Here is a 15,040-nt window from a genome sequence, read left to right as displayed (position 1 = left end):
CCTCATGCAAGCCAAGGATTTCTTCCACCTCGCCAGCCTGCGCTACGGCAAACAACTGGGCCACGGCCTGGTTCCGGCCTTCGAAACCCGCCTGGTCAGCCCCGACGGCAAGCCGGTGAACAGTTTCAGCAATGTGCTCATGCCGGTGGATGGCGGGCTGGAAAATGCCGACATTATCGTCCTTCCCGCGTTCTGGGATGACTTCGAAACCCTCTGTAAGCGATACCCCCAAGTCCTGCCCTGGCTGCGCCAGCAACACGCGCGCGGCGCCGTACTGTGCGGCGAGGCCACCGGGGTTTTCTGGCTGGCTGAAGCCGGGCTGCTCGACGGCAAGGAAGCGACCACTTACTGGCGCTTCTTCAATGCCTTTGCCGAGCGTTTCCCACGGGTTTACCTCAACCAGGACAAACACCTGACCGACGCCGATAACCTCTACTGCGCTGGGGGCACCACCTCGGCATGCGATCTGTACATCTATCTAATCGAGCGGTTCTGCGGCGCCAATGTTTCCCAGGCCGTGGCCCGGGACATTCTCTATGAGGTGCAGCGCAGCTACTCGCCCGGGCGTATCGGCTTCGGTGGCCAGAAACTGCATCAGGACGTGATCATCCTGCAGATCCAGCACTGGCTCGAAGAACACTTCGCTGACAAATTCCGCTTCGAAGACGTCGCTCGCGAGCACGGCATGAGCATCCGTAACTTCATGCGCCGCTTCCAGACCGCCACCGGCGACAAGCCGCTGCACTACCTGCAACGCCTGCGCATCGAAACCGCCAAAGGCTTGCTGTCCGGCAGCCGCAAGAGCATCAAGACCATCAGCTATGAAGTCGGCTACGACGACGCCAGCTTCTTCGCCCGATTGTTCCGCCAACACACTGAATTGTCGCCGAACCAGTATCGGCAGCAGTTTCAGCAAGCGGCCTGAGTTCTGTAGGAGAAGCCGTTCGACGCGCTATCGCTCGTTGCGCGTCGATCGGCTGTTCCTACACAGAATTACGCCCCCCCCTTTTCTGAATCAGTTTTCCTACGCAACCACACGAAAACGCATCGCCATATAGGCCACGTGACTGATTTTCGCTAAAGACTCACGACGTCATGATTTTCCTTCCAAACATGCCCAGCACTGTCAGGGAAGACATCAATGACTATCGGATCAAGCTACAACTACCCTTCATACGTCGGCAGGACTACCACTCGAACGAAGCGCTCGGCCAAGAGCAGATGGGCTGCCCGCTTTCCCAACCCACCGGACTTGTGCTTTGACTATCGAGCTTTGGTCGAGCAAGAAGACGGCATAGCCAAAGCCAGCGACCCACAACATAAAATTTGCATCATTGGTGCCGGTGTCACCGGTCTGACTGCGGTCAGAGAGCTCTACCGCTGCGGCTTCACCCATATAACCCTCATCGAACAATCCAGACGCATAGGCGGCAGACACCTGACTGTTCCCGGCAGCCGACATTCCTCGCAAAGCCATACACCATTCGAAATGGGCGCCATGCGAATGCCCTTCTTTAACCAGACTGACGAACCCGCTACGGAAGGCCGGTCGTTGATGGCTTACTACGCAAAATCGTTCGACTTGGCATTCTCAGACTTTGCCAACCCCGGAAGCCAATGGGTCCGATCGACAGGCATCTATCTGAGAGAAGGCAGTATGGGTGACGGGTCGGCACCGCAAATGTTGATATGGATAAATACAGACGGCTTGACCCCTCCCCCCAGTGAGGAACTACAGAGGGTTTATGCCAAATGGAAAAACTTTGCTGACCGGATGACACGACACATTGCAGAGGTTTATGCCAGCCCTGAATGGGAGGCGATGTGGTCTGCCATCGTGGAGAAATATGAGGGTGTTTCGTTTCGCGACCTGGTCAGCATGCCCGCTCTGGAAGCATGGGATCAAAACGCCCCGGGTGACTTTGGTGGCATGGGAATGTCCGCACAGGAGTCGGCCATTTTCTATGCGATCGGAATAGGTGACGGTAGTTGGGGTGCCTTTTACGACGTCTGCTGCCTTTACCCTCTACGCACTGCAATTTTCGGATTCAGCAGCCAATTGCAATTGATCCATGGCCGAGTGGACTCAAATGGCGATCCACTGGATTCGCCCTACCTCGATACTGACGCCGTTTTTGACTCGAGGGGACTGACTTTCGAAAAGCCTCGCTACATCGGGCTCGCCGCTTTGGACGAATGCCTGTTGTTCATGAAGACTACCGAAACCGGAAGGTCCGTCTATGAGCACAGTCGCGAGAGAACAAACGGCCTTCTGACCGACTCTTCCGTCACCAAACTGAAAAAACTGACCAACCAAAAAATTCGTGTTCACTTCAACTGGAAGCACAGCCAACCCGAGGAAATTGAGGAGCACTTCGATGACTTCGACTCCGTCATCATGACGCTGCCGTCCTGGCTCATCGAAACGCGAATCAAACTGGAAAACTTCTCCCAGGAAATGCTGCCCTTCCAAATCATCAATGCTTATAAAACGGCGCATTGGGAAACCAGCTGTAAAGTGTTCGCACCATTGAAAAAATCCTTTCTTTCAAAAAACACCAACATCCCCCAAGTCATCGTCACCGACAGCTTTATCCATGATGTCTACACCTACCGCTATAACGATCATTACAGCTATGACTGCATCCTCCTGAGTTACACATGGGAGGACGATGCCACCAAACTGGCCTCATTCAGCGATAAGGAACTGGTGGGCAGATGCGCCAAGGAACTGGACCGCATCCTGATGAACTCCACTAACATCCAGGAGAAAATCTCACCCTACATCGGTCTTGATCAGGCAGTGGTTCAACGCTGGATCACTGATAAGAACGCGTTGGGTTGTGCAAAGTTGTATCGACCCGGCACTTATTACGACGCTGTCAGCCTGATGAAATATAACCGGGACTTCGGTCATGTTTCGGGCCTGTATTTGTCCGGAGAATCGTTTTCCGTCGATGCAGGTTGGACAGAGCCGTGCTTTCGAGGTGCCATCGACGCAGTCATACATATCTGCAACAAAACCGCCGCGACATTCAATGGTGGATTCTCCATGAGCGACTATCCGCACTATCAGCTCAAAGCCTGACCGCCCTCACACCAGAGCCATGCACGACGTGCAATGGCTCTGCCCTTCTCTCGGTTTCAGCGAACCAGATCAAATGCCCCCAGCATCTTCGGACGCGGACTACACGATGAAAGGAAGGAGCTGACTTACGCTCATTTGTCTTTTCACCTCTCATAAAAACGCAATTAAACAGCGTGAATAACAATAAACAGAGGTCATCCGGAATGAGCGAGCCAACAAGCCCCGTTCGTGTAGCAGTCGTGCAATTCGATCCTCAAGTCGGCGTCGATAATCATGAAGAAAATTTGCGGCGCAGCCTGCAATTGGCACAAGAGGCAGTTAACAACGGCGCCAATCTCATCGTGCTGCCCGAGCTGTGCAGCACAGGCTATTTCTTCGGCAATCGGCAAGATGCATACGCCCATGCGGAGAGGATTCCCGATGGGCCGAGCGTGCAACTCTGGATCGACTTCGCACGCAAACAAAAGGTTTATCTTGTAGCCGGATTGGTCGAGCGCGATGGCATGCGGCTTTTCAATACGGGGGTGTTGCTCGGGCCGGACGGGTTTATCGGCAAGTATCGAAAAGCCCATTTGTGGAATCTGGAGAAACTCTGGTTCACCCCCGGCGATCTGGGCTTTCCGGTGTTTGACACGCCCATCGGTCGTATAGGGCTGCTGATTTGCTGGGACATCTGGTTTCCGGAAGTGCCGCGAATTCTCAGCCAGCAAGGTGCGGACATTATTTGCAGTTTGAACAACTGGGTCTGGACGCCACCACCGCTGTTCGACGACGCAGGGAAGTGCATGGCGTCGTACCTGACGATGACCGCAGCGCACGTCAACAACGTGTTTATCGCAGCAGCCAGCCGCATTGGCGAGGAGCGTGGCGCTCGCTACCTGGGTTGCTCACTGATTGCCGGAACCAACGGCTGGCCCATAGGTGCCGTGGCATCGGCCGACCGGCAGGAAATCCTGTTCGCCGATATCGACCTGACCAGTTCCCGCAGCGCGCCAATCTGGAACGACCTGAACGACCTGCATCGTGATCGCCGGGCCGATCTTTACGATCAGATGCTCGGTTATACCCAACACCGTTGCCTCCCACGCTGAAGGAGGCATGACCAATGGAAATCCCGAACGCAAACAATCAACGCTTCAGCCCTGTGGATAAAGCCGTTGCCTTGCTGATGATCGGCGCAGCATGGCTGACTATCTGGCTGTGGCTGAGTAACCGTTCTATCTGGACAGCCCACTGGCCCGGTTACGGCGACATGGTATCTGCGCTACCCGAGCCAGGGGCCTGGTTGCGCTGGCTACTGGGCGATATCAGTGAGGTGGCGTTCTACAAACACGAGTTCGCCTCTGTCGGCTTGCTGGCCGGCGCCTACCTGGGCTACTGGGCAAATCGAACTGGAAGATCCTGGCAGGGCTTTGCCATCTGCTATGGCACAGGGCTTTGGCCCTGGCTGGTTACCAGTTCGTTGCTGGGCCTGCTTCTGAGCAATCTGCTGTGGGGCTGGACGGTGAGCACCAGTGACTGGCAGCCCACGTTCGTCGCCTTCGTTTCTTTGCCCGCGGCGATGGTATTGATGTTTGGCGGTGGCTGGAGGGTCACGATCAACGGCGCAATCATGGGGGCGGTTCTAGTCACGCCGATGTGCCTGTTGATCGTTAACTACGTGTGCAACCCACTGGCCCTGCCAGCTGTCATCGGCAACGTGCTGGGAATGGCCAGCGCCAGCGTGGTGGCATTTCTGATCTGTCGTTATTACCCCAGTATGGTGAAATCCGGACAGTCCGAAACACCGCCGGCCGTGAGCGCTGCGCCGACCACCAAGGTACCCGACTATGGCGTCATTTGGACCCTGCGCCGGGTATTGGCGGATTTCTCCGAGGCACCGTTCTTTGGCAATGAACTGGCCAGCCTTGGCCTGCTGCTGGGTGCATTGCTGGCCTATAGCCTCAACCCCTTGAGTCCGGCATACGGTTCCGGCCTGCTGTTGCACATCATCGCTGCCCAGGCGCTGGCCTCGGCAATTGGAGTTCTGGTCTGGCGTCGTCAATGGATGTTGCGCGGCTGGTATCCCACCTACATCCCGCTGGTGTCAGTCGTGCCCGCGACGCTTCTGGCCCACGGGGGAAGCTGGCAGATCATAGTGTCGAGCGCGTTACTGGGGGCGTTGCTAGCGCCGCCATTGGCCTGCGCAATTGCCAAACGTTTACCAGGCGATATGCACGCCTACATCGCCAATGTCCTGTCGATGGCCATCAGCACGCTGTTGATCGTGCCGCTGATCGGCTTCCTGTTCGGGGAATAACAAGCCCTGGCATTCGGCTGTATCCCGGCCTGAACAACGGATACAGCCACTTTTCATCTGAAAGAGAGGTATGACATGGACCTGCCAAAACTGGCCATCGCGGCACTCGGCGGCACGGTGAGCATGCAAGCCAGCAAGCCCGGTGAAGGGGTGATTCCGACCGTCAGCGGTGAATCCCTGCTGGCCTCCATTCCGGGACTGGAGACATTGGCCCGGGTGACCGTGGAAACCCTCGGCCTGCTGCCCAGCGCATCGCAGGATTTCGAGTTTTTGTTGAGCGTACTGGCCTGGGCGAAGTTTCAGGTCGAACAGGGCGCCTCGGGCGTCGTGATTACCCAAGGCACCGATACTCTCGAAGAGGCCGCACAGTTTTTCGACTACCTGTGGCCTCACGACACTCCCTTGGTGCTGACTGGCGCCATGCGCTCCGCTGCGCAGCCAGGTGCGGATGGACCGGCGAACCTATTGGATGCCTGTCGCGTCGCCCTGGCAGAGAACAGTCGCCAGCGCGGGGTTCAGGTGGTGATGAACGGGCAGATTCACTTGGCGCGCAGCGTACGCAAAACCGATTCGCTCGCCTTGCAAGCGTTTTCCTCTCCCAACGTGGGCCCGGTCGGTCTGCTACTGGAGGATCATGTTTGCTACCAGCGCCCGCCAGATCCGCGCCCCCTGTTGCCCCTGCCGCAACAGACCACACACAAAGTGGCAATGCTTGAGGCTTGCCTGTCAGCCGACACCCTCCTGTTGGAGAACATCGTTGCGCTGGGATACGACGGGCTGGTCATCGCCGGTTTCGGGGCTGGCCATGTCTCGCCTGATTGGGCGAAGGAGATTGAGCATATCGCGAGAAAAATTCCCGTGATCATCGCCACCCGCACAGGCTCCGGCTCCACCGCGCGGGCCTCTTACGGTTTCAGGGGTGGTGAGATGGATTTGATCCGCAAGGGGGTGTCGATGGCGGGGTTTGTGTGTCCGCGCAAAGCCAGGATTCTGTTGTGGTTGCTTATAGGATGTCAGCAGCAGGAGCAGCTGGAGCGCTATCTCAGTGGCGATACAGCTTTCAACGTTCCCACAACGGGCTTCTGATGATCATAAAAAAAGGCCTGCTTTCGCAGGCCTTTTTTTGAAACGCTTACGGCTTGTGCGCCCGAGACAGGAACTCGTGGGACTGCATTTCCAGCAGGCGGCTGAGGGTCCGTTGGAATTCGAAAGTCAGGCGACCACCGGTGTAGAGGTCTTTCAACTCCACTTCGGCAGAAATGATCAGTTTCACGTTACGGTCGTAGAACTCGTCGACCATGTTGATGAAACGACGGGCGATGTCGTCGGTGGCGACGCTCATCTGCTCGACGCCGCTGAGCAATACGGCGTGGAAGATCTTGCCCAGTTCGATGTAGTCGTTCTGGCTGCGCGGGCCGTCGCACAGTTCGCGGAAGTCGAACCAGGCCACGTCATCGCAGGTGCGCAAGGCGCGGATTTCGCGGTTTTCGATCATCAGCACGTCGTTCTCGACCGCTGCCGTGCATTCCGGCGTCAGCGCACGGAAGCTCTTGCGCAGGCTTTCGTGGGCGGCTTCGTCGAGCGGGAAGTGGAACAGTTCCGCTTGTTCGAGGTGACGCAGACGGTAGTCGACACCGCTATCGACGTTGACGATTTCAGTGTTTTGCTTGATCAGCGCGATGGCCGGCAGGAAACGCGCACGTTGCAGGCCGTCCTTGTACAGGCCGTCCGGTACGATGTTCGAAGTCGCGACCAGGGTCACGCCGTTCTTGAACAGCTCTTCCATCAGGGTGCCAAGGATCATGGCGTCGGTGATGTCGGAAACGAAGAACTCATCGAAGCAGATCACCCGAGTCTCGGCGGCGAAACGCTTGGCGATGATGGTCAGCGGGTTTTTCTCGCCGCCCAGGGTTTTCATTTCTTCGTGCACGCGCTTCATGAAGCGATGGAAGTGCGTACGGGTCTTTTCCTTGAACGGCAGCGCCTCAAAGAAAGTATCGACCAGGTAAGTCTTGCCGCGGCCTACGCCGCCCCAGAAATACAGGCCCTTGACCGGCGCCTGATCCTTCTTGCCAAACAGTTTGCCCAGCAGGCCCGGTTTGTTCTGCGCGGCTGCGACCAGATCGTCGTACAGGCGCTGCAAATGACGCACAGCCGTTTCCTGCGCAGCGTCATGGAAGAACTCCGGGCGTTTCAGATCAGCTTGATATCGTTCTAGGGGCGTCATAATTCGTTAGCAAGGCAACAAAAACGGGCCGTCACTTTAGCGATGGCCCGTGGGAATGGCAATCAGCCCTTGGTCGGGCCGAGCCGTTGATTATTCCTGAATCGGCATCAGAGCAATGCGCAGAGCGTCGATCGCGCCATCGCGCGCGGCGCTGTCAGCGAAAGCCGGGCTGTCGGCAACGCACTCGCCTTCCAGCCAGACACTGAAGCTCAGGTCTTCGCTGCGCACGTCCAATGGCTGGCCCGATTGCAGCTGCTTGGTCACTTGACCGGCGGTCTTACCATCAGCGAAGTTGCGCGACAGCAGCAGCTGTTCGCCATCGGCCGCCAGCAGACGGAAGCGGAAACTGCCGTCGTCTTCGCGGAAGCTGACGAAACGCGCGGCTTTCGCAGCTTTCTTCTTGGTGGTAGCCGCCACTTGTGTCTGAGCAACGAAAGAACGCAGGCCAACCGCTTCGCGCAGCTCGTGAAGGAACGGGGTCGCCACCGATCTGGCCTTTTTTGCACCGTGTTGCAGGATGTCTTCCAGGTCCGCCGGGCGCTCGATCAGCTGCTGATAACGCTCACGGGACTCGCCCAGCTCGTTGTCCAGCAACTGGAACAGGCGATTCTTCGCCTCGCCCCAACCCAGGCCTTGCAGCAGTTCACTGCGGAACTCGTCGGCTTGCGCGGGGGTAGCAAAGGCCTGGAACAGGGTGAACAGGTGCGAATTGTCCGGATCTTTCGCTTCGCCCGGGGCACGGGAGTCGGTGACGATCCGCGAAATCGCGTCCTTCATCTCTTTCGAGCTGCTGAACAGCGGGATGGTGTTGTCGTAACTTTTCGACATCTTGCGACCGTCGAGGCCTGGCAAGGTAGCCACGCTTTCCTCGATCAGGGCTTCGGGCATGGTGAAGAACTCCTTGCCCTGGCCGAACAGGTGGTTGAAGCGCTGGCCGATGTCACGGGCCATCTCCACGTGTTGAATCTGGTCACGACCGACCGGCACCTTGTGCGCATTGAACATCAGGATGTCCGCGGCCATCAGCACCGGGTAGCTGTACAGGCCCATGGTGATGCCCGCGTCCGGGTCTTCACCGGTCTCGACGTTCTTGTCCACCGAGGCCTTGTAGGCGTGGGCGCGGTTGAGCAGGCCCTTGGCGGCGACGCAGGTCAGCAGCCAGGTCAGTTCGGGAATTTCCGGAATGTCGGACTGGCGGTAGAAGGTCACGCGGTCCACATCCAGGCCACCGGCCAGCCAGGTCGCGGCGATTTCCAGACGCGAGCGCTGAATGCGCAGCGGGTCATCGCATTTGATCAAGGCGTGATAGTCGGCCAGGAAATAGAACGAATCGGCATTGCTGTCACGGCTGGCGACGATCGCCGGGCGGATGGCGCCAGCGTAGTTGCCCAGGTGCGGCGTGCCGGTGGTGGTGATGCCGGTGAGGATACGGGTACGAGTCGTCATGGGTAATCGCTTGTCAGACTGCAATCAATTCGAAAGACGCGGCAGGATAAGATCCTTGAGATCAGTCAGCTTGCCATGAAAAAAGTGTCCGCATTCTGCCACTTTCAGCAGCTCATGGGGACGTTCGAGTTGTTGGGACCAGTCGTAGACGACTTGCGGGTCGATGACTTCGTCGGTTTCCGGCTGAATCAGCGTCAGTTCACCCTGCTGCGGCAGTGGATCCTGATCCCCCAGACGCATGACCGCCGGCGCGACCATGAACAGGTGCTTGAGCTGCTCGCCTCTGGCTTCCAGGCGTCCACCGAGGCTGGCGGCGACAAAACCGCCGAAGGAGAAGCCGAACAGGGTCAGGGGCAGATCCGGGTGCTTTTCACGAAACCATGCCGCTGCGGCCTGGGCGTCGTCGACTTCACCTGTGCCCATGTCGTGGGTGCCTTCGCTGGCACCGACGCCACGGTAGTTGAAGCGCAGGGTGATCAGGCCGGCATCGCGGGCGGTGCGTTGCAGGGTCGAAACCACTTTGTTGAGCATGGTGCCGCCTTGCACCGGGTTGGGGTGGCAGATCAGCGCGATGCCGCGCGGCTGCTCGTTATCCAGGTACAGACCTTCCAGTTGGCCGACCGGGCCATCAATCACTACAGGGGTTTCACGCATCAGCAAGGAAAGAACTCCGTGACCTTGAATCGGGTCGACTCGTCTAGCAAATTGTCTGCGACTGTCTATTGCGAGCGAATCGCGGTATACAGCGCAGGTTCGAGCCGTTAACGTAAAGCAAAGCCGTTTATAGAGGAAGGACTCGTGGAACACTCGCTCTTAGTTTGGTTGTTGCCGACTCTTGCCCTGGTTGTGGGTGTCGCCATTGGATTCCTGATCGCTCGCCTTGCGCCGAATGCCGCGCCTAGCAGCACGCAACGTCAGCTGGACGATATTCAGGAACGTTTCGACAGTTATCAGAACGAGGTGGTGACCCACTTCAACAGCACCGCGACACTGGTCAAGAAACTGACTCAGAGCTATCAGGAAGTGCAGGATCATCTCGCCGAGGGTGCCAACCGCCTGGCCCTGGACGAGCAGACCCGCCAACGCTTGCTGGCCTCCCTGCACGCGGATGCGACGCAGGCTCCACGGGAACGCCTGACGCCACCGCGCAGCCAGGAACCGCCGCGCGATTACGCCCCTAAAGCCCCGAACGCCCCGGGCATGCTTGATGAGCATTATGGTCTGAAGAAGTAATTCGCCTTCGCGCCAATGAAAAGCCCCCGGACAAGTGATTGTCCGGGGGCTTTTTTATTTCCGGGGCTTTTCTGCGCTGATGCAGGCCCCATCGCGAGCAGGCTCGCTCCCACAAGTTCTGTGCAGGCCATTGTGGGAGCGAGCCTGCTCGCGATGGGGCCGTACAGGCAACACAAAAAAATGCCCGATCATCGAATCGGGCATTTTTCATAGGGCCTGGCGTTATGGGTATTGCTGAACGTTACCCTGCTGCTGGCCACCATATTGCTGACCCGGAATCGCCTTGAGGTTGACCTCTACACGGCGGTTCTGCGCACGACCATTGACGTCGGCGTTGCTGGCAACCGGGCTATCCGGGCCGGCACCGCGGGAGCTCAGGTTGGTGCCGCTCACACCTTGCGAGGTCAGGTAAGTCGCCACACTCTGGGCCCGACGCTGGGAAAGGTCCATGTTGTGCTGACGGCTGCCAGTGCTGTCGGTGTAGCCGACGATTTCGATCTGGTTCTGGTTGAATTCCTTCAGCGAGCCAGCCAGGTTGTTCAGCGGCTGGTAGAAGCTTGGAGCGATGTTCGCCGAATCGGTGGCGAAGGTGATGTTGCCCGGCATGATCAGCTTGATCTGATCGCCCTGGCGCTGCACTTCAACACCAGTGTTGGCCATGCTGGCGCGCAGTTTCTTCTCCTGCTGGTCGGCGTAGTAGCCGTAACCGGCAGCGGACGCACCCACCACCGCTGCGCCGATCAGCGCACCCTTGCCACGGTTGTCGTGGTTGATGGCGGCACCGGCCAGGGCACCGGCCAAGGCACCGAGGCCACCGTATTTGGCGGTTTTGCTCATGCCTTGCGAGCCGCCATCAGCTTGCCCCTGACTTCCGTCATAAGGGTTAGGCGATGCACAACCGGACAAGAGCGCCACGGCAGTAGCAACAAGAATCAAACGACGGGTGGTGAACATGAAGAGCTCCTACTTTTTGCATTCTGTGGTGCAACGAACGTAAGCATCGAGGTTGCGGGCGTTGGATCATTTCGCCCGGTGAAAATTCCGCTTGTTACAAATCAGGCGCGAACGAATGGGTTTTCACGCATTTCGTCGCCCAGGCGAGTGTCAGGACCATGCCCGGCGACCACGGTTGCCTCCTCATCGAGGGTATACAGGCGCTGCTTGATCGAACGCACGATCGTCGCCTGATCGCCACCCCACAAATCCGTACGCCCGACTCCACGACGGAACAAGGTATCGCCGGCAATCAGGAGTTTAGCCTCCGAAAACCAGAAGCTCATGGAACCCGGGGTGTGCCCTGGCGTGTGCAGGGCAACGCCGCAGCCGCAAGCCAGTTCTTCATCGTCAGCCAACCAGCGATCCGGCGATGGCACCGGCGTATAGGGCACGCCGAACATCTGGCATTGCATTTCCAGATTGTCCCAGAGGAACTGATCTTCCTTGTGCAAATGCAGGGTTGCGCCGGTTTTTTCCTTCAACTGGCCGGAAGCCAGGAAGTGATCGAGGTGCGCGTGGGTGTGGATGATGCTGACCAGCTTCAGGCCCAGCGCCTCGAGCCGGGCAAGGATCAGCTCGTGATTGCCCCCCGGATCAACGACGATGGCCTTTTTCGTGACCGGATCGCCGATGATCGTGCAGTTGCACTGCAACGGGCCGACGGGGAAGGTTTCGCGGATGAGGGAAGGTTGCTGGGACATCTGGGCCTGCTCGATAAACGGGACGGGCGATTTTCGCACACTTGAGTATCGAGGGATTTACCGGGCGATGTAACGTGAAGATTCCTTAACCCAGAACCCCCAGTTCCTTCGCCCGCGCCACCGCCTGTGTCCGCCGCTCGACGCCGAGTTTGCTGTTGATATGGCTGGCGTGGGTCTTGACCGTGTGCAGGGAAATAAACAGCTGGTCGCTGATTTCCTGATTCGAACAGCCCTGGGCGATCAAGCGCAGGACAGCCAATTCCCGGGTGCTCAGTTGCTCGGAAACAGGAGCGACTTCCAGGGCAGCACGCACAGTTTGCGCCGGAAGTTTTTCGACGAGGTCCTGGGCAACGGTCGTCATTGCGCCGCCAAGCAGTTGCCCGCGAAGCCAGTCGGGATGTTCTGCCAGCAACCTGTCGAACGGTTGCAGAATGCCTCCGGCTGCGGCGTCCAGTGCCTGAGCCAACGCCTTGCGCGCCTCAGGTTCACGCCCGGTGCCGAGCAACAGCGAGACTTTTTGCGTCAGAGCCATCGCGCTCAGCATCTGCCGACCGGTTTGTTGACCGTGCTCGAGCAGCGAATTCAAGCGCCCCTCGGCCAGCATCGGCTGGCCCTGAATGACTTCCAGCAAGGCCTGCTGCAATTCGATGTGCAACGGCAATTGCGGATGGAATTCCGGCGGTGCAGCGGGGTGTTCACCGTTGTAGGTCTGCCCCAGTCGCGCCAGCCAGGCCTCCGCCAGATCGATGCGTCCCTGGGCCAGCCACAACTCGCATTTGACCAGGGTGATCATCGCCAGATAGTAAATCGGCGGCACGTCCCAGATATGCATCAGCCGTTCGGCTTCGGCCAGTTCGGCAAAGGCTTTGGCAAACTCCCCGCTGCTGCCTTCGATCCGGGCAATCACGCAATGGCCGATCAGGACACTGATATCGCGGCAGGCTCGCGCCTCGTTCAAGCCGACCTGCAAGCGCTGGCGCGCCGCGTGCGGTTGCTGACGCAGTGCCAGCAGGAAACCCTCGTACAGCGTCAACCGTGCGCGAACGGCATACAGGCGTTGCGGTGACAGCCCTTGCAGGCGACGCAGCCCCTGCCGGACTTCATCCATGGCGCGAAGGATCTCCCCTCGTGCCTGCAGCACACGTGCGCGGTCGTAGTGAGTCAGCGCTTCGAACAACGGGTTGCCGACCCGTTGCGCCAATTCCAGTGAATCACGGTTCAACTTGCGTGCACGCCACAAGTCACCATCGGCAATGGCCAGGTTGGACAGCGTGGACAGGCACATCAAGCGCTGGCCGTAGCGCTTGGCGGGCAGGCTCTCCAGCGCTTCGGTGCAATAGCGCAGCGTGAGCTCACGGTTGCCGCGCCCACGGGCGATGATGCCGCTCAGGGCCAGCCATTGCGCCAGCATCGATTTTTGCGCTGTGGCGGATGGCGCCGGGAGGAAGCGGCTCAGATGGGCGGCCAATTCCTCGGCAGCGTCCAGCTGACAAGCCAATCCCAAGGCCCAGCTGTAGAGCACGATCAGTCGTGGCGTGCTGATCAGCAGGCTGTCAGGCAGGTCCATTTTCCAGCGCAGCAACATGCCGACATTCTGTTCGGCCAGCAGTTGTTCTTCCGAGAGGTTTTGCACCAGATTCGCCGCGACGTCCAGGTGCCCGGCGCGCAACGCCTGCTCCACCGCCTCGTCAAGCAAGCCCTGGGCATTGAACCAGCGACAGGCGCGCAAGTGCAGGCTGGCAGCCGGCACCATCGACTGGACGGCCGGCCGCGAACGCAGCAGATCGGAAAACAGATGGTGATAGCGATACCAGTGACCATGTTCATCCAGCGGCACCAGAAACACCTGATGGGCCGCCAGGAAACGCAGGATCTCGGCGCTATCATGGGCATCGCGAACGGCGTCGCACAGTTCGCTGCAGAAGCGTTCCTGAGGTGCGGTGTCGTAGAGGAAAGCCTGCACTTCTGCGGGCAGGCAATCGATGACTTCTTCAAGCAGGTAGTCGCGGATCAGCCCTTCCCCGCCGTGAAGCGTCTGGGGCAATGCGCCATGCGTGCCCGCTTCTGACGCCGCCAGAAGCCAGAAACGCAGCCCGGCGACCCAGCCTTCACTGCGCTGGATCAGCGTTTCCAGCGCCTCGCCACGCAGCGAGCTGCTGTGACGATCGAGCAGGCTCAAGGCTTCGTCGTGGGTCAGGCGCAGGTCCTGCTCGTGCAACTCCAGCAGCTGCCGCGAAAGACGCAGGCGCGCCAGATGCCAGTCAGGACGCTGACGGCTGGTGACCATCACCAGTAAGCCATCGGGAAGGTGATTGAGGAAAAACTGCAGGCAACGATCGAGTACCGGACCCTGGGCCAGATGATAGTCATCGAGCACCAGCAACAGTGGCGTTGCCGTCGACAGGTGCACGGCCAGCTCGTCGAGTAATCCGTCCAGCCATTCTTCGAAGGCGAAAGGTTGATGCCGCTGGCGCATTTTCAACAGCCCCAGGGACTGCCTGCCCAGTTGCGGGTAATAGTCCTGAAGGCCTTCGAGCAGTCGCTCAAGGAAGCGTCCCGGATCACTGTCACGTGGACTCAAACCCAGCCACAGGCTTTGCCAATGACCCGGCAACGACTGACAGAACTCCACCGCCAATGAACTCTTGCCGAACCCCGCCGGTGCGCTCACCAGCAGCAACCGGCCATCCAGACCCGCGCTCAGACGCTCGCAAAGCCGCGGACGCAGCACATGGCCGTCGGGCAATGGCGGTCGATAAAAGCGCCCGTCCAACGCAGCGACAGCAACGCTTGCAGGACCTGGTGGTGGGGACAGATCAGTCATGGCCGGCTCTTGTTGAATTGCGGGTGGCGGCGTTGCAGATGTCCGCAGACTAGCGGTAAACGATGAGGGAATGAAGATAATTGCTACAAATGGCTACAAAAAGACTACAGGACATTTCAAACACCGCGTGCCGCAATGCCTTCTACTGTGGGAGCGAGCTTGCTCCGGGCGGCGTTCCGACGATGATCGCCAACGATGACGCAGGATGCCTGACACCCCATGGTGT

At 58.8% G+C, this 15,040-nt stretch carries 12 protein-coding genes; 6 read left to right on the top strand and 6 right to left on the bottom strand.

Features of this window, described 5'->3' with window-relative positions; genetic code table 11:
• Positions 1-4 precede the first annotated feature (4 nt).
• The 5 genes from ABTV29_RS04780 to ABTV29_RS04760 all read left to right on the top strand — a co-directional run bounded on the left by ABTV29_RS04780 (position 5) and on the right by ABTV29_RS04760 (position 6,473).
• Positions 5-925 (top strand): GlxA family transcriptional regulator, encoded by a 921-nt coding sequence (locus ABTV29_RS04780; protein WP_433771740.1) that lies wholly within the window; start codon positions 5-7, stop codon positions 923-925.
• A gap of 216 nt (positions 926-1,141) precedes the next feature.
• Complete coding sequence (locus ABTV29_RS04775) at positions 1,142-3,088, top strand: FAD-dependent oxidoreductase (protein ID WP_433769055.1); 1,947 nt, start codon at positions 1,142-1,144, stop codon at positions 3,086-3,088.
• Between the two features lie 203 nt (positions 3,089-3,291).
• On the top strand, positions 3,292-4,179 hold the full coding sequence (locus ABTV29_RS04770; RefSeq protein WP_433769054.1) for a nitrilase family protein: 888 nt from the start codon (positions 3,292-3,294) through the stop codon (positions 4,177-4,179).
• Between the two features lie 14 nt (positions 4,180-4,193).
• Positions 4,194-5,387 (top strand): hypothetical protein, encoded by a 1,194-nt coding sequence (locus ABTV29_RS04765; RefSeq protein ID WP_433769053.1) that lies wholly within the window; start codon positions 4,194-4,196, stop codon positions 5,385-5,387.
• Between the two features lie 75 nt (positions 5,388-5,462).
• A complete protein-coding gene (locus ABTV29_RS04760) occupies positions 5,463-6,473 on the top strand; it encodes an asparaginase (protein ID WP_433769052.1) in 1,011 nt (336 codons plus the stop codon).
• A 46-nt stretch (positions 6,474-6,519) separates the two neighbouring features.
• On the opposite strand, the gene zapE is transcribed toward ABTV29_RS04760, so the two are convergent.
• The 3 genes from zapE to ABTV29_RS04745 all read right to left on the bottom strand — a co-directional run bounded on the left by zapE (position 6,520) and on the right by ABTV29_RS04745 (position 9,714).
• Positions 6,520-7,614, bottom strand: coding sequence for a cell division protein ZapE (gene zapE, locus ABTV29_RS04755; RefSeq protein WP_433769051.1), 1,095 nt, complete (start codon positions 7,612-7,614; stop codon positions 6,520-6,522).
• Positions 7,615-7,704: 90 nt separating this feature from the next.
• A complete protein-coding gene (locus ABTV29_RS04750) occupies positions 7,705-9,060 on the bottom strand; it encodes a tryptophan--tRNA ligase (protein ID WP_433769050.1) in 1,356 nt (451 codons plus the stop codon).
• 24 nt (positions 9,061-9,084) lie between these two features.
• Positions 9,085-9,714: an alpha/beta hydrolase gene (locus tag ABTV29_RS04745; RefSeq protein WP_433771738.1), complete on the bottom strand. Its 630-nt coding sequence runs from the start codon at positions 9,712-9,714 to the stop codon at positions 9,085-9,087.
• Between the two features lie 144 nt (positions 9,715-9,858).
• Here ABTV29_RS04745 and ABTV29_RS04740 point away from each other — a divergent pair, with 144 nt between their 5' ends.
• Positions 9,859-10,293: a YhcB family protein gene (locus ABTV29_RS04740; protein ID WP_110964824.1), complete on the top strand. Its 435-nt coding sequence runs from the start codon at positions 9,859-9,861 to the stop codon at positions 10,291-10,293.
• 222 nt (positions 10,294-10,515) lie between these two features.
• On the opposite strand, the gene ABTV29_RS04735 is transcribed toward ABTV29_RS04740, so the two are convergent.
• The 3 genes from ABTV29_RS04735 to ABTV29_RS04725 form a co-directional block, all read right to left on the bottom strand.
• Positions 10,516-11,247, bottom strand: coding sequence for an OmpA family protein (locus ABTV29_RS04735; RefSeq protein WP_433769049.1), 732 nt, complete (start codon positions 11,245-11,247; stop codon positions 10,516-10,518).
• Between the two features lie 101 nt (positions 11,248-11,348).
• Positions 11,349-11,990, bottom strand: coding sequence for an MBL fold metallo-hydrolase (locus tag ABTV29_RS04730; protein ID WP_175377770.1), 642 nt, complete (start codon positions 11,988-11,990; stop codon positions 11,349-11,351).
• A gap of 85 nt (positions 11,991-12,075) precedes the next feature.
• Complete coding sequence (locus ABTV29_RS04725; protein WP_433769048.1) at positions 12,076-14,814, bottom strand: LuxR C-terminal-related transcriptional regulator; 2,739 nt, start codon at positions 14,812-14,814, stop codon at positions 12,076-12,078.
• Positions 14,815-15,040: the final 226 nt, after the last annotated feature.

The organism is Pseudomonas putida (assembly GCF_050989985.1).
Lineage (GTDB): Bacteria > Pseudomonadota > Gammaproteobacteria > Pseudomonadales > Pseudomonadaceae > Aquipseudomonas > Aquipseudomonas putida_AI.
The sequence above is the reverse complement of the archived record's forward strand: the minus strand, read 5'-3'. Positions and strand labels throughout refer to the sequence as shown.